Below are 19,084 nucleotides of genomic sequence, written 5' to 3' on the forward strand. Positions count from 1 at the left end.
TCCGGGCGCCGGAACGGCATGCTGGGGTCATGGAACGTTCGCGAATCGCGGTGGCCGGCGCGTCCGGTCTGATCGGCAGCGCCCTGGTGCGGTCCCTGGCCGCGGACGGGCACGAGGTGGTGCGTCTGGTCCGCCGCGCCTCCCACGGCGACGCCGAGGTGTGCTGGGACCCCGAGGGGCGGTACGTGGACGCGGCGTCCCTGGCCGGCTGCGACGTGGTGGTCAATCTCGCCGGTGCGGGGGTGGGCGACCACCGCTGGACGGACGCCTACAAGAAACGGGTGCGGGACAGCAGGGTGCTCGGCACGGCCACGCTGGCGGAGGCGGTCGCGTCGCTGCCCCAGCCGCCCCGCGTCTTCGTGAACGGCAGCGCGATCGGCTTCTACGGCGACACCGGTGAGCGGACGGTGGACGAGGACGCGCCGCCCGGGAACGGTTTCCTGCCGTCCCTGTGCGTGGAGTGGGAGGAGGCCGCGGCGCCCGTACGGGAGGCGGGGATCCGTACGGTGTTCGCCCGCACCGGGCTCGTGGTGGCGCGCACGGGCGGTGCCTGGGGCCGGTTGTTCCCGCTGTTCCGGGCCGGGCTCGGCGGACCGCTGGGGAGCGGGCGGCAGTACTGGTCGTACATCGCGCTGCGGGACGAGGTCGCCGCGCTCCGCCATCTCATCGACACCGACGGCCTGTCCGGGCCGGTCAACCTGACGGCCCCGCAGCCGCTGACGAACCGTGAGATCACCGCGGCGATGGGCCGGGTGCTGCACCGGCCGACGCTGTTCGCCGTCCCGGCACCGGTGCTGCGGACGGTGCTGGGCGAGCTGGCGGGAGACGTGCTGGGCAGTCAACGGGTGGTGCCGAAGCGGCTGTTGGAGTCCGGCTTCACGTTCGCGTTCCCCGGGATCGAGGACGCGATCCGCGCCGCTCTGGACTGACGGGACGCGCGGGACCGCACGGAACGGGCACGGCCGACCAGGAGAGAGCGGGCGTGTGCCCGATGTGCGACCGCCGTGCGACCGTGCCCTGTCGATGCGCGACTGCCCCCGACCGATCACGGACCTAACCTCGACCCGAACTCGGGTATCCCTGGAGCCTGTTGGGGGCATGACGTCTCCACCGGCAGCGCAACCTCGAGGAGGGGCCTCGTGCTTGAGCCCGCGTACCAGGCGGACGTCGTCGTAGTGGGGGCCGGCATCGCCGGACTCTCGGCGGCCCATCGGCTGACCAGCGCTGGAGTGTCGACGGTAGTCCTGGAGGCCGCCCCGTGTGTGGGCGGCCGCATGTCGACGGAGAAGGTCGACGGCTTCCGGCTCGACCGGATCGGACAGCTCCTGTCCACGTCGTACCCCGAACTACGCCTGACGCGGGGGCTGGACGCCCTCGTCCTGCGCCCCTTCGCGTCCGGTGTTCTGCTGCACCGCGACGGACGCCGGCACCGTGCGGGCGCACCCGCGGGCGCAGGGAGCGCAAGGGGCGCACTCCACGCGGTGCGCGCCCTGGCGAGCGCCCCCAGGGGCTCGGCCGCGTCACCCGCCCCGGTGGGCGGAGCCGTCGACCAGGCCCGCCTGGGGGTGGCCCTCGCGAGGATCGCGGGTACGCCCGTCGAGCGCATCCTGGCCCGCCCCGAACTGCCCGCCGCCCACGCCCTCGCGGCTCGCGGGGTGCCCGCCCGCACGATCGACGGATTTCTGCGCCCGCTGCTCGCCGCCCTGCTGTGCGACCCGGAGCTGACCACGTCGAGCCGGTGCGCCGACCTCGCCCTGCGTTCCTTCGCGAGCGGCCGGCTGTGCGTGCCCGAGGGGGGCGCCGAGGTGGTGCCCGAACTGCTGGCCCGCGCACTGCCGCCCGGCACCGTGCGCACCGGCGTCCGCGCCACCTCCGTCTGCACGACCTCGGTGACCACCGCCGAGCACGGCGAGATCCGCTGCCGTGCCCTCCTGCTCGCGACCGACGCGCGCGCCGCCGCCGAGCTGCTGCCCGGCCTGCGCGTCCCGGAGTTCCACCCGGTGACGGTGGTGCACCACACCACGGACGAACCGCCCGCCACCGGCGCCTCGTTGCTCCTCGACGCCGACCGCGGCGGCCCGGTCGCGCACACCGCGGTCGTCAGTGAGGTCGACCCGAGCCGCGCGCCCGCGGGCCGGGCGCTGGTCTCCTCGACCGTCCTGGGCACTCCCCCGGAGGACGTCGACACCGCCGTACGCATGCATCTGGCCCGGCTGTACGGCACCCCGACGCACCGCTGGGAGACCCTCGCCGTGCACCACACGCCCGAGGCCGTCCCCGCGATGCGACCGCCGCACGACCTGCGCCGCCCGGTACGGCTCCTGGCGGGCCTGTACGTGTGCGGCGACCACCGGGACACCAGCACCGTCCAGGGCGCCCTGCACTCGGCCCACCGGGCCGCGTCGGCGATCCTGGCGGACCTGGACGCGTCCGGTTCGATGCACCACACGGACCCGCCCCCGGCGTTGCGCAAGGCGGCCTGAGGAGGACCCGGTCTACCCGAGCGCGGCCACCTTGTCCCGGTAGCCGCGCACCGGGGCCGCGTCCTTGTACGGCTCCAGCCGGCGCTCGAAGTCCCTGACGTACTCGACCGCCCGCGCCGAGCGCATCTCCACCGCCTGGCCCGCCGCCTCGGCGGCCAGCGCGCAGGCCTGGTCGAGTTCACCGAGGCCGAGCCGGGCGGTGGCGAGGACGACCCGGCAGAACAGCCGGCTGCGGGCGTACAGGGGGGCGCGCAGTTGCAGCGAGCGCTCGGCATGCTGCGCCGCGGCCCGGAACTGCTGCAGATCCCGGTGACAGTGCCCCAACTCGTCGGCGAGCTGTGCCTCGTCGAAGAAGCGCGCCCAGTGCGGGACCTCGTCCCCGGGCCGGGCCGCCTCCAGGGCGCGTTCGGCCCGCACCAGCGCACCCGTGCACGCCCGCACCTCCCCCAGTACGCTGTGCGCGCGGGCCTCGGCGGAGTGCAGCAGCGCCTGGACGACCGGCGGGGCGCTGGTGCCCACCCCCTGCTGGGCGACGCGCGCGAGCTGGACGGCCTCCCGCCCGTGCGCGAGATAGACGGCCTGGCGGCTCATGGTGACCAGGACGTAGGAGCCGTAGGCCCGGTCCCCGGCCGCCTGCGCGAGGCGCAGCGCCTGCACGTAGTAGCGCTGGGCGAGTCCGTGCGCGGCGATGTCGTACGACGTCCAGCCCGCGAGCCGGGTGAGGTCGGCCGCGGCGGCGAACAGCCGGCGGCCCGTCTGCTCGTCGTAGCTGCCGCGCAGCATGGGCTCGCACTCGTGCTCCAGGTAGCGCACCAGGGCCTGCCGGGCGTGGCCGCCGCCGTACTGGTCGTCGAGCGTGCGGAAGAGGTCGCCGACCGAACGGAGCGCGGAGATGTCGCCGTGAGTGACCTTCTGGCCGGGGTCCCGCTCGCGCGGGCCGCGCGGGCGGGACGGTGCGGGTACCGGCTGCTCCGGAACGGACCTGGGCGCGGCGGTCCGGCCCTGGGCGGGCACCCGGGGGGCGGGCTCGGCGCGGGCCACCTTGTCGTCGGCCCGGCCGATCAGCCAGTCGCGGCTGGGCACGACGAGGCCTGCCGGGGTGAACGCGATCTTGCGCAGCTCGGCGTGGCTGCCCGAGTCCTTGCGCCACAGCCCGCTGACGATGTCCACGGCCTCCTCGGGGGTGGAGGCGAACTCCAGCCCGGCGTACACCGGCGCGCAGGCGTCCAGGCCCAGGTCCTGAGCCGTGAGCCTGCGTCCGAGCCGGCGCGTGAAGACCTCGGCGATGAGGGCGGGCGTCGTGCCCCGGGGCTGCTGTCCGCGCAGCCACCGCGTCACCGACGTCTTGTCGTATCTGAGATCCAGCCCATGTTCGAGACCGAGCTGGTCGACGCGACGGGCCAGACCTGCGTTGGAGAACCCCGCTTCTGCGATGAGCGCGGCGAGCTGGCGATTGGGCGTGCGCTGCGCGGGTCGTTCCGTCATCTGTGGTGCGGTCTCCTGCCTTCCGGGCCGGCGAAGTGCCCGGATTGCCTGTGAGCAGCCCTTATGGCCTCATGGACGGCGCGAATGTAGCGGAGAGTGAACGGCCGATAGCAGACTTCTCCCCCCATTCATCCGATCGTGTGAGGATTGCCTCCGGAGCTGACGTGCACGGGCCGGACGTACAGTGGCTTGGGCGCGTTACGTGCCTGACACACACATCGCCGAGGGAGGCGTTTGCCGTGAGTGGGTTGCGGTTCGTCCGCATGGGGTTCGGGGCACAGGCCGTCGACTACCAGGAGGCCTGGGACGAGCAGCGCCGGGTGCACGCGGCACGGTTCGCCGACGAGCTCCCCGACACGGTCCTGCTGCTGGAGCACCCCCCGGTGTACACGGCGGGCCGGCGCACGGCGGACGACGAGCGGCCGCTCGACGGCACCCCGGTCATCGACGTGGACCGCGGCGGCAAGATCACCTGGCACGGCCCGGGCCAGCTGGTCGGCTACCCGATCCAGAAGCTCCCGCGCCCCGTGGACGTCGTCGCCCATGTCCGCCGGCTCGAAGAGGCCCTGATCCGCGCCTGCGCCGAGTTCGGCCTGGAGACCACCCGGGTCGAGGGCCGCAGCGGCGTCTGGGTCCTCGGCGACCCGGTCGAGCAGCGCCCGATGCTCGGCGGCCTCTCGCTCGACTTCGACCCGCGCCTGCACGACGAGGAGTTCGACCCCCGCCTCAACGGCCCGGAGTACGCCCCGTCCAACGCGGGCCAGCGGCGCGAGGACCGCAAGATCGCCGCGATCGGCATCCGCGTCGCCAAGGGCGTGACGATGCACGGCTTCGCACTGAACGTGAACCCCGACAACCGCTGGTTCGACAAGATCATCCCGTGCGGCATCCGCGACGCGGGCGTGGCCTCCCTCGCGAACGAACTGGGCCGCGACGTGACGATCGACGAGGTCCTGCCGGTGGTGGAGCGGCACTTGAGCGACGTACTCGAGAACGCGGACCTCAGCCCCAGGGTGATCGAGAAGACACCGGCGGCATCGAACTCGGCGGCATAAACCAGCGAGTCCGGCCCTTGTAGACAGCCAAGGCCAGCACCCACGCCGGCCAACAAATCAACGGGCGTACCCTGAATCACGCCGAAGAATCAAACGCTAGGGAGCCGGTCGTGTCCGCAGTCGCACCCGACGGACGCAAGATGCTGCGCCTGGAGGTCCGCAACAGCCAGACCCCCATCGAGCGCAAGCCCGAGTGGATCAAGACCCGGGCGAAAATGGGCCCCGAGTACACGAAGATGCAGAGCCTCGTGAAGAGCGAGGGCCTGCACACGGTCTGCCAGGAAGCCGGCTGCCCCAACATCTACGAGTGCTGGGAGGACCGCGAGGCGACCTTCCTCATCGGCGGCGACCAGTGCACCCGGCGCTGCGACTTCTGCCAGATCGACACCGGCAGGCCCGAGGCGCTCGACCGCGACGAGCCGCGCCGCGTCGGCGAGTCCGTGGTCACCATGGACCTGAACTACGCCACCATCACCGGCGTCGCCCGCGACGACCTCGAGGACGGCGGCGCCTGGCTGTACGCCGAGACGGTGCGCCAGATCCACGCGCAGACCGCCGGCCGCGAGGCGGGCCGCACGAAGGTCGAGCTGCTGGCCCCCGACTTCAACGCGGTCCCCGAGCAGCTCGCCGAGGTCTTCTCGTCGCGCCCCGAGGTGTTCGCGCACAACGTCGAGACGGTGCCCCGGATCTTCAAGCGCATCCGCCCCGGCTTCCGCTACGAGCGCTCCCTGAAGGTGATCACTGCCGCCCGCGACTACGGCCTGGTCACCAAGTCGAACCTGATCCTCGGCATGGGCGAGACCCGCGAGGAGGTCGGCGACGCGCTCCGGCAGCTGCACGACGCGGGCTGCGAGCTGGTCACCATCACGCAGTACCTGCGCCCGTCCGTGCGGCACCACCCGGTGGAGCGCTGGGTGAAGCCGCAGGAGTTCGTCGAGCTGAAGGAGGAAGCCGAGCAGATCGGTTTCTCCGGCGTGATGTCGGGCCCGCTGGTACGGTCCTCCTACCGTGCCGGGCGGCTGTACCGGATGGCCGTCGAACAGCGTCACTCAGCCGCCCCGCTGCCGGGCGGTCCGGTCGCCGCCCAGGCTGTCTGACGCACCGTCACTTGACTTACGCCGCAGCGGCGGTGGACTCGTATGAGTTCGCGCACACGCCGCTACTGGCGAGTAGCGACCGATACGACGCGGCCCCGGGCGTCCTCGCAGATGAGGGCGCCCGTCAGGGCCGCGTCAGCATTTCGGCCCCTCGCGACAAGGTTTCATTGGTGTTTGACCGGTCGGTCACGCCCTGGTAACACCAGTCAGTGACGCTCGACTCACGCCAGGTACACCCACACACGAGCCGTACCGAGGGGGACCCCCGCCATGCAGGCCGCGCCGGTTCGCGCCACACCCATCCCGTCCTTCACCGACGCACTCCGTGCCGTCGAGTCCCTGCTGATGAGCGGCGGCCAGCGCACCGCCCGCCGCAACGCCTGGACCTCCGTCCTGGAGGACCGCCGCCGCGCCAAGGACCGGGTCGAGGCACAGCGCGTCCTGGAGCAGGCCGCTTCCTCGCGCTCCTGACGTCCCTCCCTCTCCGGGACACTGCCGTCGTCGGCGCTCCCGGGGCCACGTAGACTTCGTGGCATGGCGAGGAAGGACACGGCAGCGGACGCTGCAAATCCCGGGCGACTGAAGCAGATCGCCCTGACCTACAAGATGACCCGCAAGGCCGACAAGAAGATCGGTCTTGTACTCGCGGCTGTCGGAATCGTCACCTTCGGTGTCTTCCTCGCGATCGGCTTCTTGATCGGTCAAAAGATCTATCTCGGCATCCTGGGCCTGCTGCTCGCCTTCCTCGCGTCGGCGATCGTGTTCGGGCGCCGAGCCGAGCGGGCGGCCTTCGGGCAGATGGAGGGCCAGCCGGGCGCGGCCGCGGCCGTGCTGGACAACATCGGCCGGGGCTGGACGACGACGCCCGCGGTGGCGATGAACCGCAGCCAGGACGTGGTGCACCGGGCGGTCGGCAAGGCCGGCATCGTCCTCGTCGCCGAGGGCAACCCGAACCGGCTGAAGACCCTGCTGGCCGCCGAGAAGCGGAAGATGGCCCGCATCGTGGCGGACGTGCCGGTGCACGACGTGATGGTCGGCACGGGCGAGGGCCAGGTCGAGCTGAAGAAGCTGCGCACGACGCTGCTGAAGTTCCCGCGCGTCCTGACCGGCCCGCAGGTCACCACCACCAACGACCGGCTGCGCGCCATGGGCGACCTGATGAGCAACATGCCGCTGCCGAAGGGCCCGATGCCGAAGGGCATGCGGATGCCGCGCGGCGGTCCGAAGGGCCGCTAGTCACCCGTACGACGAAGGGGGGCGCCCGGATCACTCCGGGCGCCCCCCTTCGTCGTACGAGAAGCCGGACGAGGACTAGATCCGCACTTCCACCGTCTTCGCCAGCCGATCGTGCAGGCCGCGGCTGTCGCGGTCCCAGATCAGGGCCGGGATCGCGAGGCAGAGCAGGACCGTGCGCAGCAGGGCGCGCAGCGGGTTCACGCGGCCCGTGGCGAGCTCGACGACGCGCAGGCCGAAGAGGCGCTTACCGGGGGTGAAGCCGACCGTGCCGACGGTGAGGACGCCGAGCACCAGGAAGACGAGCAGCGCCCAGTTGCTGGTCGACTGGTTGTAGCCGTCGGTGATGAGGCCGTATGCGATCAAGACGCACAGCGCCCAGTCCACGGCCAGCGCGCCCAGGCGCCGTCCCGGGCGGGCGATCGATCCCGGCCCCTCCTCCGGCAGACCGAGCTGCTCGCCCCGGTAGCCGAAGTCGGCACCGGCCTCTTCCATGGCCGCGCGCGGCCCGGAGAGCCACGATCCCACTGCTTGCCTTCTGTCCACCGCTCCACGGTACTGCGCCCGTAAATGACCGGGGGACGGCGGGGTGTCCCGGGGCTACGGTGGAAGAAGGCCGGTTAACTTCAGCGAAACAAATGGGTCACGAGCGAGAAACCACACGTCCCTAGGGTCGAGGCCAGCGTGTGCCACCGCACTGGCCGCACGAACGAACGATCTACCACCCCGGCACGGACGGTCGGGAGTAGGAGGAGCTGGATGTTCCAGAACGCCGACGAGGCCAAGAAGTTCATCGCGGACGAGGACGTCAAGTTCATCGACGTCCGCTTCTGCGACCTGCCGGGCGTCATGCAGCACTTCACGTTGCCCGCCGAGGCCTTCGACCCCGACGAGGAGCAGGCGTTCGACGGATCGTCGATCCGCGGCTTCCAGGCCATCCACGAGTCCGACATGGCCCTGCGCGCCGACCTGTCCACCGCGCGTCTGGACCCGTTCCGCCGGGACAAGACCCTCAACATCAACTTCTTCATCCACGACCCGATCACGGGCGAGCAGTACTCCCGCGACCCGCGCAACGTGGCGAAGAAGGCCGAGGCGTACCTGGCCTCCACCGGCATCGCCGACACCGCGTTCTTCGGCGCCGAGGCCGAGTTCTACGTCTTCGACAACGTCCGCTTCAAGACCGCCGAGAACGAGGCGTTCTACCACATCGACTCCGAGGCCGGCGCCTGGAACACCGGTGCCCTCGAGGACAACCGTGGTTACAAGGTCCGTTACAAGGGCGGATACTTCCCCGTCCCGCCGGTCGACCACTTCGCCGACCTGCGCGCCGAGATCTCCCTGGAGCTGGCCAAGGCCGGCCTGAAGGTCGAACGTCAGCACCACGAGGTGGGCACCGCCGGCCAGGCCGAGATCAACTACAAGTTCAACACGTTGCTCGCGGCCGCCGACGACCTGCAGCTCTTCAAATACATCGTGAAGAACGTCGCCTGGCGCAACGGCAAGACCGCGACCTTCATGCCGAAGCCGATCTTCGGTGACAACGGCTCGGGCATGCACGTGCACCAGTCGCTGTGGAGCAACGGCGACCCGCTGTTCTACGACGAGGCCGGTTACGCGGGCCTGTCGGACACCGCCCGCTACTACATCGGCGGCATCCTCAGGCACGCCCCGTCGCTGCTGGCCTTCACCAACCCGACGGTGAACTCGTACCACCGTCTGGTCCCGGGCTTCGAGGCCCCGATCAACCTGGTGTACTCGCAGCGCAACCGCTCCGCCGCGATGCGTATCCCGATCACCGGTTCCAACCCGAAGGCCAAGCGCGTCGAGTTCCGCGCCCCGGACTCCTCCGGCAACCCGTACCTCGCCTTCTCGGCGCTGCTGCTCGCCGGCCTGGATGGCATCAAGAACAAGATCGAGCCGGCCGAGCCGATCGACAAGGACCTCTACGAGCTGGCTCCCGAGGAGCACGCGAACGTCGCGCAGGTCCCGACCTCGCTCCCGGCCGTTCTCGACTCGCTCGAGCGCGACCACGAGTTCCTGCTCGCCGGTGACGTCTTCACGTCCGACCTGATCGAGACGTGGATCGACTTCAAGCGCACGAACGAGATCGCGCCGCTGCAGCTGCGTCCGCACCCGCACGAGTTCGAGCTGTACTTCGACGTGTGATATCGCCCCAGGTCAGAGCGGATAACCGCTCGCCCGGGCCGTCTCTGGGCCGTCGGCCGGCTCTCCATCTTCAGGAGAGCCGGCCGACGGCTTTATCTGTTGAGCCCCTTTTGTCTGAGCCCTTTTATCGTGATCATGCTGGTCACGGTGGGTGCCGGGGACCAGAGATCGATGACGGCGAGGCTCCAGGTAAGGACAGCGGTCGACCAAGACGCGATGCCCCGACCGGGGGCCTCGCCGTGCTGATCCTGGCCCAGCTGCGCTGCTGCCCCCGCCGAAGGACCCCGATCGTGCAGGCCATCCTCGTCCTGCACCACGTCGAGACCAGCCGCTACTCAGGATGAAGATGGCTCAATGATTTCTTGGCGGCGCTGTTCGAGGTGAACCGGCTCCTGCTCACGGCGACGTACCGGATACCGGGCTCGCAAAGTGAGGCCGAAGACTCGATGCAAGAAGCTGGTCGAAGCGGGCGACTTCAGGTCAGCTGCACCATCTGACGAGCGTGAAAGCATACGACGATGCCGAACGATGCTATTCACGGGGGTCACGCCCAGGTCGCTGCCCGTCTCGTGGCCACCGTCGCAGCTCCGCTCGACCCTGCATGTGCGGACGCCCCCCAGGTGCTGCACTGGCCCGGGCGCAGGCTGCTGCTGCAGCGCGGGGACACCGAGCTGGCCGTCCGCGACCTCGATGGGGAGGGGACAGAGGTCCGCTTCCCCGCGCCCTGGCCTCGCCGGTACGGCTCGGTGACTGTCTCGCCCACGGGGGATGTTGCCGTATTCGCCGGCGTGCACGCGTTGCGAGCCGTGGATTTGACCGGTGCCGTGCGGTGGGAGATCCGGCATGGTTGTTGGTCCGCCGCCAGGTGCACCGAGGCTCATGCTGCGTTCGCCGAGTACGCCGACGACTACGGGCACGGCCACGCGGACATCGGCTCGGCGGCCTTCTCCTCGGACGGCAAGCTCCTGTGGGCACACGTCCGCAACCGCGCGGGGCGCGACGTCAAGGAGGAATGGCTGATCATCGACCCCGCCGACGGCACGGTGCTGGCCCAGGCCGAGACGATGACCGTGGGATCGGGCTCCTACCACTCCCCCCATCCGAACCCGGCGTACATGGGGCTGACCGTCGGCGAGGGCGAGGAGAACTCGCCCGTGCTGTGGGGACACTGGGATGGCGCGAACCTGACCGTCCAGCGGTTCGTCGAGGAGGTCTTTCTCGCCGTGAGCCCGTCCGGGGAGCACTTCCTGACCACGGATCTGGGGCAGTGGACCCTCTACCTGCACCGGGCGGAGGATGGCATGGAACTGCGGAGCCTGGACGCCGCGGAAGCCGTGCCCCACTCCGCAAGCGTGGACGACGACCGCGTTCGTTGGGACTACGAGGCGGCGGCGTTCCCCTACGAGGACACCGCCGTGGTCAGCACCGAGTACTACTCCGCGGAGGACCCCCGCCACTGGCTTGTCGACCCGCACACGATGGCCCTGCGCGGCCGGATCGCCTACCCCTTCCCTGTCTCGGGACCTCCCCGATCGGCAGGGCAGGGCGCCTGGCACACGGTCTCCAAGGACCAGACGACCCTCCACCTGTGGAACCTACCGCACAGGGAATGAGTCAAAGGCCTCCACGCCAAGGCCCTGGCACCGGCAACGACCGACGCGGGGCGTTTTTCGGTGCCGGCCGGTCGGCTGAACTGAGCGCACTTCGAGTGCTGATCTCTTTCGCGCCTTCGACATCTCGAAGATCAGCCGGTGGCCGTTCTTGTATCCGGGCACTCACTCAGACGCCGGGCCAAACGCCAGGATCAGGTGGGAGCCCGTACACCACTTCCAAGGACGCAACCCGGGGCGCAGCTCTTCGATGTGCCCGTGGTCGAGATCGACAGTCTGCATGTCACCTGCACCGAATCGCCCAACAATCAGATGCATTTGGTTCAAATATGCGACCCACTCGCCGATATAGGTGTCGCTGTCGGGCGTGGTGAACTTCCTCTGCGCGGCGGGTCTACGGAGCACGTCATCTAATGCCTGCCGTTCTGCTCGTCAGCGGACGACCGTGGATGCCTGTGAACCAAGATCGGACAACTCGTGATGCGCAGACCCGGCTTCCGTGGTCACGAAGCCGGCAAAGGGACCTGTGAGCCGACAAGCGACAAGCTGACGCCCGCGCGATGCGCCCCTGGCGCTCTGCCATTGAGCTATGGAGGTGCACACCAGTCGGCCGTGTGCTGACCAGGGGACTACAACCCTCAGCGCCGTACCGACCGGTGGTGGGACAGCTCCCCGTAGGGAACCGCGATTGTGTGGCGTGCGGGTACCGGTCTGCCCCAGGTGCACCGCACGCCCGTGCCGCGAGCCCGAGGGTGTGTCGGGCTCGGGGAAGACCGGACGGGTGGAGCTCACTGAATCCTCAACGATGCTCGGTGATGGCAAGCCTCGCAAAGGGCACCCACCCCGGTCGGAAATCATCTCGGAGCTGATGAGGGACGCGATGTGGGACCAGTGGGTTCGCCTCGAAGGCCTCGCTCCGAACGAAGTGGCCGGGGAGATCGCCATCGCCTTGAGCACCTTCCAGTACCTGGTCGTCCCCGGCTGGGCGTAGTGCCTTGATCGCTACCTGGTCGTCATGGAGACGATGCCGGCTCGTCCCGAAGTCGCTGACGTACGGGGCCAGCGGGTGCCCTGCGGGAAGCAACGCGTTCGGGTTCGTTTGGCTACGGAGGCGCGCTTGCCCGAGCCGGCGCCGGGGGTTTGGAACCGACGGGCCGCCCCACCACCAGCGCTACCGAGGTCACGCCGGCGCACCGCCAGGCGCGGCGCCGACGGGCGAGCGGCCCGCGCGTCCCCCTCCAACCTGGGCTGACTGAAGGGGCATTGACTTCCCTACTGGTATTAGGTTTTCTTAATGGCATGAGGGACGACCGGAGGCTTCGGCGGCGCACTGAGACCGTGCAGGAGATCCTCGACACCGCGATCGAGGTCATGGCGGAAGAAGGAGTGGCCGCGCTGAGCATGGCCGAGGTCGCTCGACGGGTGGGGGTGCGTCCGCCCTCGCTCTACCAGTACTTCCAGTCGAAGATGGCCATCTACGACCGTCTGTTCGAGCGGGGAATGCGTGAGTCGGTCGGCATCCTGGAGCCGTACCGTGCCGGGCTCGCCGAGGATCCGCGGGCTGCGATCACGGCGGGCCAACAGGCCGCCATCGCCTGGGCGATGGCCAATCCAGTGCTGGCGCAGCTGCTGTACTGGCGGCCGGTGCCCGGATTCGAACCGACCCCCCAGGCCTTCGAGCCCGCGGTGCGGCAGCTGGAGCTCCTGCGGGCAGCGCTACAGGCGGCCGTACACGCCGGGCAACTGGCCCCCGCGGCCGCCGGCGACGAAGGTGTGGACCTCTACACGGCACTGATGTCCGGTGTGATCAGCCAGCAGCTCGCCAATGAACCGTCCGCACAGGTCGAAGAAGGCCGCTTCACCCGACTCACGCAGACGGCAGTGGACATGTTCTTCCGCTTCTACGCCCCAGAGGAGGGCGAGTCCGTTGACTCAGACCTTTGTCCAGGCCGCGCGCCTGCCGCAGACTGATCACGACCAGTCGGCCGTGATCGCCGAGGCCGAAGGCCGGGCGGCTCTGGAAGTGCTCGAAAAGCTCGGCGACGACGACTGGCGGCGGCCCACCGACTGCGTGGAATGGGACGTGCGCACTCTGGTCTCCCATCTCGTCGCCCAGTGCGAGGACAACATCAGTCTGCGTACGATGCTGCGTCGGGAGATCGCGGGCAGGCGGCGCCACCGCGGCAAGGGCCCGGTGGATGCCCATATGGCGGCGCAGATCGAAGACCACACCGCGGCATCGGGACCGGTACTGGTCGCGCAGTTCGCACGGCTGTGGCCCCGCGCCGTACAGGCACGCCGAAGCCGTCCCGGCCTGATGCGGCTCGCCAAGGTCGACACCGGCATGCCGGCGGCGCCGCGCATGACCGTCGGCTATCTGCTCGACACCATCTACAACCGCGACCTGTGGATGCACCGCATCGACCTGGCGCAGGCAACGGGACAAACCGTCACCGTGGGCGACCACGACGGACAGATCGTCGAGCAGGTGGTCCGCGACCTGGCCCTGACGTGGCGCGAGGCGCCCATCGCGCTGGAGCTCACCGGAGCTGCGGGCGGCTCGTGGCTGATCGGCGCGGGCGAGCCGGTGTCGGTCGTCCGGGCGGACGCCCTGGCGTACATGCGTGCCCTGGCCGGTCGTGACCCCGAAGTGACGCTGGAACTGGTGTCCGGAGCCGAGTCCGCCCTCTCAGCTACCCAACGGGCCAGAATCATCTTCTGAGTTCCGGGTTCCGTGGGTGCTGCCCTTGCCGAAAACCTCATACGCCCTGGTGGGAGCCGGTGCGGTCGTCCACCCTGGCCTCCCCTTTGCGCCTCCGCAGCACGTAGTCGCTGAAAAGGTGCCTGCACCGGTCGCGCAGTTCGCCCGCCTCGGGAACCCCACGCCGCATACCGGCCTGCGGATGCCAACGCCGCCCGTAGCGCCACGATTCCGCCTTGTGCATCGAGTAGCCGGAATGTGGCAACCCGGGCGCGGCGAGGCCACTTGGGCCCGGTGTCCAGCAGCCGGATCAGCAGCACGCTCTTGCCGGCGCCGGGTTCGCCCAGGATCACCAGGCGCCGGGTGGGAACCCGCACGGAGCAGACTTACCCGATCGCGGGCGGCACCCCCGACCGGCAAAGCGCGGCCGTCTGTGGGCCGTCCCAAGGAGACCGAGGACGACCAACGACGCCAGAGAACAACAGCGTCCTTGCTGGTCAGGAAGAAAGTGGCTGCCATCCGCCGAGGTGGCCGAGCCAGGACATCACTTCTTCGACGTGTGATCCACGCCGACGTCCCATACGAGTGTGAGGGCCGCCGCCCGCGTAGTGCGGGCGGCGGCCCTCTGCCGTGTCAGGGGCCGGAGGCTCAGCGCACCACCACCACCACGACGCCGCCGTTGCTGAAGCCGTACGGGTTGCCGAACCCGCCGTACCCGCCGTACCCGCCGTACCCGCCGTACCCGCCGAACCCGCCGAACCCGCTGTTGAAGAAGCCGTTGCCGAAGAAGTTCCGGTTGCCGAAGCCGCGGCAGTTGCCGAAGCCGCGGCAGCCTCGGTTCGTGGAGATCTGGGTCGAAACCTGGTTCGGTGTGGCTGCGGACGCCGTGGATGCCGTGGCGATCGTGGCGCCGCCGGCGAGCAGAACGCCCACAGCGGAGACCGCAGCGAAACGCCTGACACGTTGTGCCTTCATGGGGATACCTTCCTTCCACCCTGTCGTGCGGTGTTCCTGCACGAGACGGATGGCCGCGGCCTCAGAGCGAAAGTCGGGCGCGGTCCTAGGTCACTTAAAGAGACTAGCCGCGTCACGAGCAGTCAGCATCCTGGGCGCTACGGGGTGCGAATCCGCGGGCCGTACAACCTTCCGTGCTTCCCAGATCTCCTACTGTCGGGAGATCATCCACCCTGGCTCCGACCGACGAGAGAGGTGGCAACGGGGATGACGGAACAGGACGACTGGGAGCGCGAGTTCGACCATCGGTGGGCGAGCTCGGCCGAGCACAAGGAGCCCTCCGCGCGGGCCCGGATGCTCGCCGCCCGCTGGAAGGAGAGCCCGCCGGACCCGGCGCCCTTCCGCGCCGACCCGGACCCGGTGGTGCCCCGCCGCTCGTCGTGGCTGTCGACGGCCATCGTCCTCGGCTGCGTGGCCGCGGTGATCGTTCTGCTGGGGTACGCGCAGCTGCACGGGCCTTACTGAGCGTGACGGCGCCCAGTGTGTGCGTGCGGTGGCTCACAGGGACCTTTTACCGGCACCAGGGCCGTTCGCGGCGTCATTATGGGGGTCCGCAGGTGCACACTGGACAGCGGGACGAGTGCCTGACTGCGGGGTGATGCAGATGCAGAGCCGCTTCCGGAGCGATCGGCGATTGACCGTGCGCATGGGGATCACGCTGTTCCTGCTCGGGTTGCTGTACGTGGCGTTCGTCGCCGCGTTGATCGTGTTGCTGAAGTCCTGGGTGCTGGTCGTCGTCCTGGTCGGGGCGATGTTCGTGGCGCAGTTCTGGTTCTCGGACCGGATCGCGCTGTTCGCGATGCACGGGCGGGTCGTGGAGCGGGAGGAGTATCCCGAGCTGCATGCGGTGGTCGACCGGCTGTGCGCCATCGCGGACATGCCCAAGCCCGCGGTGGCCGTTTCCGACCTCGACATGCCGAACGCGTTCGCCACCGGCCGGAACCCGGACAACGCCGTGGTCTGCGTGACCACCGGACTGCTGCGCCGGCTGGAGCCCGCCGAGCTGGAGGGTGTGCTCGCGCACGAGATGTCGCACGTGGCGCACAAGGATGTCGCCGTGATCACGATCGCCTCCTTCCTCGGCGTGCTCGCGGGGTTGATCCTGCGGTTCGCCTTCTACTCGCAGGTCTTCGGAGGGCGCCGGGACCAGAACACGGCCGTCGTCCTCGCCGCCGTCGTGGGCGTCTCCGCGGCCGTGTACGCGATCAGCTTCCTGCTGATCCGGGCGCTGTCCCGGTACCGGGAGCTGGCGGCCGACCGGGCCGCCGCGCACCTGACCGGCCGGCCCTCGGCGCTGGCCTCCGCGCTCACCAAGGTCTCCGGCGAGATCGCCCGGATCCCGACCAAGGACCTGCGTACGGCCCAGGCCTTCAACGCCTTCTACTTCACCCCGGCGACCGGTAAGGAGCCCGGCATCGAGCGGTTCTTCTCCACCCACCCGCCCCTGGAGCAGCGGCTGGAGCAGCTGGGCCGGATCTCCGCCGAGCTGGGTGAGGCGGCGACGCCGGGCAAGGCGGGCTGAGCATGGGGTTCCTGGACATCCTGCTGGGCCGTACGAAACCCGTCGCGCCCGATCTCGACCGGCTGTTCGCGTTGCCCTCGGCAGCCGTGACCCTGGAGGCCGCGGCCGGGTTCACCCCGACCGGGGGCGGCGCGGTGTGCTTCGCGACGGTCGAGGGCGCGGCGTTCGAGCAGACGCACCGGGAGGTCCAGGCCCTGCTCGACGCGGACGCGGACCGGGGAGGTTCGCCCGTGGAGCTCCAGCGGGACGACTACGGCTACTCCTGGCTGGTGTCACGCCGCACCCCCGACCAGTTGCCGCAGCTGGTCAACGACCTGCACGCGGTGAACAGCTCCATGGAGGTCAACGGATTCGGCCCGCAACTGCTGTGCTCGCTGGCCGGGTTCCAGAACGACGGCCGGCGGCTCGCCCTCGTCTACCTCTACAAGCGGGGCACGTTCTACCCCTTCGCGCCGCTGCCCGGCGAGGCGCAGCGGCGCGACAACGCGCTGGAGCTGCAGATCAAGGCGGCCCTGGCGGACGACCTGAAGATCGAGCCGGACCTGAGCCGCTGGTTCCCGGTATGGGGAGCCCCCGGCCTGTGACCGAAGCCGCCCCGCGACGTCACTTCCCGCGCTCCTGACGACGGGACTCGAGCGGACGCTCGCGCCGGTAACGCCGCTCCCACCTGGCCTGCCGGTCACGGCGGTCGCGGTACGCCTGGTAAGTGTTGGGCACGCCGGCTCCGCCGCCGGACGAGGAGGCCGAGGAGGAGGACGAACCCCGGCCGTACTGCAGGTACAGGAAGAGCACGGCGACGGCTGCGAGCCACCAGCCGTGGTTTCCGAATCCCAGGATCACCAGGACGACGGTCCCGGACATGACGATGGTGCCCATCACGGGCCTCCGTGTGCGTGGGTGGTTGAGCGCTGTCGAGACTAGCCCCGGCTGCGCGGGCTGCTGCCTCTCCTGCGGAAACCGGAGGTGAGCGGCTCCGCAACGCGTGTCCAGCGTAGGGAGACGGTCACAGGGCGTGCATCTCCTTTTCGGCAGGGCCGTAACTGGTGTGAGTGAATGGGCGGATGAGCGAGCCCTCGAAGCACATCGACTTCACGCACCGGCACGACGGCGAGGTACTCGGCGGTGTCCACGGCGGCAGCTCCGGACAGGCTGCCGTGGTCCTGCTCCACGGCGCCGGCAACGGCAGCAAGGAGCGGTTGCTGCCGTTGCTGGCGGAATTCACCGCCCGCGGCTGCCGCGGCCTGGCCTTCGACTTCTCCGGGCACGGCAAAAGCACGGGCGAGCTACGGGAGTTGAGTCTGCGACGGCGCTTCGAGCAGGCGGTGGCGGTGATCGACGCGCGGGTGCCCCCGGCCGAGCCCCTGATCCTGGTCGGGTTCAGCATGAGCGGCCAGACGGTGGCCGACCTCGCCCGGCACTACGGCGCCCGGGTCACGGCCCTCGGCCTGTGCGCACCGGCGGTGTACGCACCGGAGGCGTGGGACGTGCCGTTCGGCATCGGGGACGGCCGTTTCAGCGGGATCATCCGCACGCCGGGCAGCTGGCGCGGGTCCTGGGCGCTCGACGTACTAGGGGCGTACGAGGGCCGGGCGGTACTGGTGGTACCGGGCACGGACACGGTGATCCCGCCGGAGGTGACGGAGGCGGTACAGGAGTCACTGACAACCCGCGCCCAGTACACCCGCTTCGAACTCCCCGACGCGGACCACACGTTGGGCCTGTGGTTCCGCGATCACCCGGAGGACCGAAGGGAGTTCGCGGACGTGCTGCTGGACGGGCTGGACGACGGCGGCTGGACGGCCACGCGCGCGTGGGTGGCCAAGCAGCTTCCCGAGGGCCGCACGGTCGCCGCCAGCCGTTTCCTGTCGGGAGGCTGGAGTTCCCAGATGCGCGCACTCACCCTCGACGACGGCACCGACCGTGTCCTGCGCACCTTCGTGAAGCCCTTCTTCCGCCACCACGCCCCCGGCCTGCTGACCCGCGAGGCCGACGTGCTCGGCCTGCTCGCCGCCCACGAGGACGTCCCGGCGCCCGTGCCGCTCGCGGTCGACGCCACGGCCGAACACTGCGACCACCCCAGCCTGTTGATGACCCGGCTGCCCGGCCGGGTCCGGGTGGACGAGGAGGATCTGGAGCGGCGGCTCGATCTGCTGGCGGCTCAGCTGGTCCGGGTCCACGAGGTCGTCCCCGACGAGCGTCCGCGCCCGTACCAGGCGTGGACCTCGGCGGACCGCGTGCGCGCGCCGCACGGCGCCCTCTGGGAGCGGGCGGTGGGTGTCCTGCGCCGTGAGCCGCCGTCGTACGAGGGCTGCTTCCTGCACCGGGACTTCCACCCCGGGAACGTGCTGTTCACGGGCGCGGGCGACGGGCTGCGGGTGAGCGGGGTGGTGGACTGGGTGGAGACCTCCTGGGGGCCGGCCGATCTCGACGTCGCACACTGCTCGACCGCGCTCGCGCTGCTGCACGGCCCGGAGCACGGGCTGGGCTTCCGCGCGCGCTACGAGGCCGCCGGCGGACGCGCGCAGGCCGCCGGCCCGGACCACCTCTACTGGCGCCTTCTGGACGCCCTCGCCTACTGCCCGGACGCCGCCAAGCTCGCCGGGCCGTGGCGCGACTCGGGCCGTACCGATCTGACGCCGGAGGTGCTGGCCGGTCGCCTCGAGGTGTACGTGGCCGGACTGATGGAGCGGTACGGCTGATGCTGATGCGTGTCGG

Annotated in this window: 19 protein-coding genes and 1 pseudogene; 16 read left to right on the forward strand and 4 right to left on the reverse strand. The window is 70.2% G+C overall.

Annotation, left to right across the window (positions count from 1 at the left end; all coding sequences use genetic code 11):
- Positions 1-29: 29 nt before the first annotated feature.
- Together IEZ19_RS34130 and IEZ19_RS34135 are read left to right on the forward strand one after the other, a co-directional pair.
- Positions 30-929 carry a TIGR01777 family oxidoreductase gene (locus tag IEZ19_RS34130; RefSeq protein ID WP_189315253.1) on the forward strand — a complete coding sequence of 300 codons (900 nt, stop codon included), beginning with the start codon at positions 30-32 and terminating at the stop codon, positions 927-929.
- 210 nt (positions 930-1,139) lie between these two features.
- Positions 1,140-2,483 (forward strand): NAD(P)/FAD-dependent oxidoreductase, encoded by a 1,344-nt coding sequence (locus IEZ19_RS34135; RefSeq protein WP_189315255.1) that lies wholly within the window; start codon positions 1,140-1,142, stop codon positions 2,481-2,483.
- A 12-nt stretch (positions 2,484-2,495) separates the two neighbouring features.
- On the opposite strand, the gene IEZ19_RS34140 is transcribed toward IEZ19_RS34135, so the two are convergent.
- On the reverse strand, positions 2,496-3,968 hold the full coding sequence (locus IEZ19_RS34140) for an NsdA family TPR-like regulatory protein (protein ID WP_189315257.1): 1,473 nt from the start codon (positions 3,966-3,968) through the stop codon (positions 2,496-2,498).
- 239 nt (positions 3,969-4,207) lie between these two features.
- Here IEZ19_RS34140 and lipB point away from each other — a divergent pair, with 239 nt between their 5' ends.
- From lipB to IEZ19_RS34160, 4 genes are all read left to right on the forward strand, one after another.
- Positions 4,208-5,023, forward strand: a complete 816-nt coding sequence (lipB, locus tag IEZ19_RS34145; RefSeq protein WP_189315259.1) for a lipoyl(octanoyl) transferase LipB — start codon at positions 4,208-4,210, stop codon at positions 5,021-5,023.
- Between the two features lie 110 nt (positions 5,024-5,133).
- Positions 5,134-6,120, forward strand: a complete 987-nt coding sequence (gene lipA / locus IEZ19_RS34150; RefSeq protein WP_189315261.1) for a lipoyl synthase — start codon at positions 5,134-5,136, stop codon at positions 6,118-6,120.
- A 270-nt stretch (positions 6,121-6,390) separates the two neighbouring features.
- On the forward strand, positions 6,391-6,591 hold the full coding sequence (locus tag IEZ19_RS34155) for an SCO2195 family GlnR-regulated protein (protein WP_189315263.1): 201 nt from the start codon (positions 6,391-6,393) through the stop codon (positions 6,589-6,591).
- 63 nt (positions 6,592-6,654) lie between these two features.
- Entirely contained in the window at positions 6,655-7,356 is a 702-nt protein-coding gene (locus IEZ19_RS34160) for a DUF4191 domain-containing protein (protein WP_189315265.1), read from the forward strand.
- A 75-nt stretch (positions 7,357-7,431) separates the two neighbouring features.
- Here IEZ19_RS34160 and IEZ19_RS34165 read toward each other — a convergent pair whose 3' ends face one another.
- The gene (locus IEZ19_RS34165; protein WP_189315266.1) at positions 7,432-7,899 is read right to left on the reverse strand and encodes an RDD family protein; all 468 of its coding nucleotides are present in this window, start codon (positions 7,897-7,899) and stop codon (positions 7,432-7,434) included.
- A gap of 213 nt (positions 7,900-8,112) precedes the next feature.
- Between IEZ19_RS34165 and glnA the strand changes: the two genes are divergently transcribed.
- The 6 genes and pseudogenes from glnA (at position 8,113) to IEZ19_RS34190 (ending at position 13,854) form a co-directional block, all read left to right on the forward strand.
- A complete protein-coding gene (glnA, locus tag IEZ19_RS34170) occupies positions 8,113-9,522 on the forward strand; it encodes a type I glutamate--ammonia ligase (protein WP_189315268.1) in 1,410 nt (469 codons plus the stop codon).
- A gap of 245 nt (positions 9,523-9,767) precedes the next feature.
- A pseudogene (locus IEZ19_RS34175) lies at positions 9,768-9,866 on the forward strand (IS5/IS1182 family transposase); the annotation flags it as partial.
- A 174-nt stretch (positions 9,867-10,040) separates the two neighbouring features.
- Entirely contained in the window at positions 10,041-11,135 is a 1,095-nt protein-coding gene (locus tag IEZ19_RS34180; protein WP_189315270.1) for a hypothetical protein, read from the forward strand.
- 865 nt (positions 11,136-12,000) lie between these two features.
- Complete coding sequence (locus IEZ19_RS52735) at positions 12,001-12,123, forward strand: hypothetical protein (protein WP_268248710.1); 123 nt, start codon at positions 12,001-12,003, stop codon at positions 12,121-12,123.
- Positions 12,124-12,431: 308 nt separating this feature from the next.
- Positions 12,432-13,103, forward strand: a complete 672-nt coding sequence (locus tag IEZ19_RS34185) for a TetR/AcrR family transcriptional regulator (protein ID WP_189315271.1) — start codon at positions 12,432-12,434, stop codon at positions 13,101-13,103.
- Positions 13,060-13,854, forward strand: coding sequence for a maleylpyruvate isomerase family mycothiol-dependent enzyme (locus tag IEZ19_RS34190; RefSeq protein ID WP_189315272.1), 795 nt, complete (start codon positions 13,060-13,062; stop codon positions 13,852-13,854). The genes IEZ19_RS34185 and IEZ19_RS34190 overlap by 44 nt, the downstream gene beginning before the upstream one ends.
- Positions 13,855-14,481: 627 nt before the next feature.
- Here the strand turns inward: IEZ19_RS34190 and IEZ19_RS34195 are convergent.
- Positions 14,482-14,808, reverse strand: a complete 327-nt coding sequence (locus IEZ19_RS34195; RefSeq protein WP_189315273.1) for a hypothetical protein — start codon at positions 14,806-14,808, stop codon at positions 14,482-14,484.
- Positions 14,809-15,054: 246 nt separating this feature from the next.
- On the opposite strand from IEZ19_RS34195, the gene IEZ19_RS34200 reads away from it, so the two are divergent.
- The 3 genes from IEZ19_RS34200 to pspAB all read left to right on the forward strand — a co-directional run bounded on the left by IEZ19_RS34200 (position 15,055) and on the right by pspAB (position 16,953).
- A complete protein-coding gene (locus IEZ19_RS34200; RefSeq protein WP_189315274.1) occupies positions 15,055-15,312 on the forward strand; it encodes an SCO2583/SCO2584 N-terminal domain-containing protein in 258 nt (85 codons plus the stop codon).
- A 139-nt stretch (positions 15,313-15,451) separates the two neighbouring features.
- A complete protein-coding gene (htpX, locus tag IEZ19_RS34205) occupies positions 15,452-16,369 on the forward strand; it encodes a zinc metalloprotease HtpX (protein ID WP_189315275.1) in 918 nt (305 codons plus the stop codon).
- 2 nt (positions 16,370-16,371) lie between these two features.
- Positions 16,372-16,953: a PspA-associated protein PspAB gene (gene pspAB, locus IEZ19_RS34210; protein WP_189315276.1), complete on the forward strand. Its 582-nt coding sequence runs from the start codon at positions 16,372-16,374 to the stop codon at positions 16,951-16,953.
- Between the two features lie 19 nt (positions 16,954-16,972).
- On the opposite strand, the gene IEZ19_RS34215 is transcribed toward pspAB, so the two are convergent.
- Positions 16,973-17,245, reverse strand: coding sequence for a hypothetical protein (locus IEZ19_RS34215; RefSeq protein WP_189315277.1), 273 nt, complete (start codon positions 17,243-17,245; stop codon positions 16,973-16,975).
- A gap of 185 nt (positions 17,246-17,430) precedes the next feature.
- Here IEZ19_RS34215 and IEZ19_RS34220 point away from each other — a divergent pair, with 185 nt between their 5' ends.
- A complete protein-coding gene (locus IEZ19_RS34220) occupies positions 17,431-19,068 on the forward strand; it encodes an alpha/beta fold hydrolase (RefSeq protein ID WP_189315278.1) in 1,638 nt (545 codons plus the stop codon).
- The last annotated feature ends 16 nt before the right edge of the window (positions 19,069-19,084 follow it).

This window comes from Streptomyces brasiliensis, from assembly GCF_014647875.1.
GTDB lineage: Bacteria > Actinomycetota > Actinomycetes > Streptomycetales > Streptomycetaceae > Streptomyces > Streptomyces brasiliensis.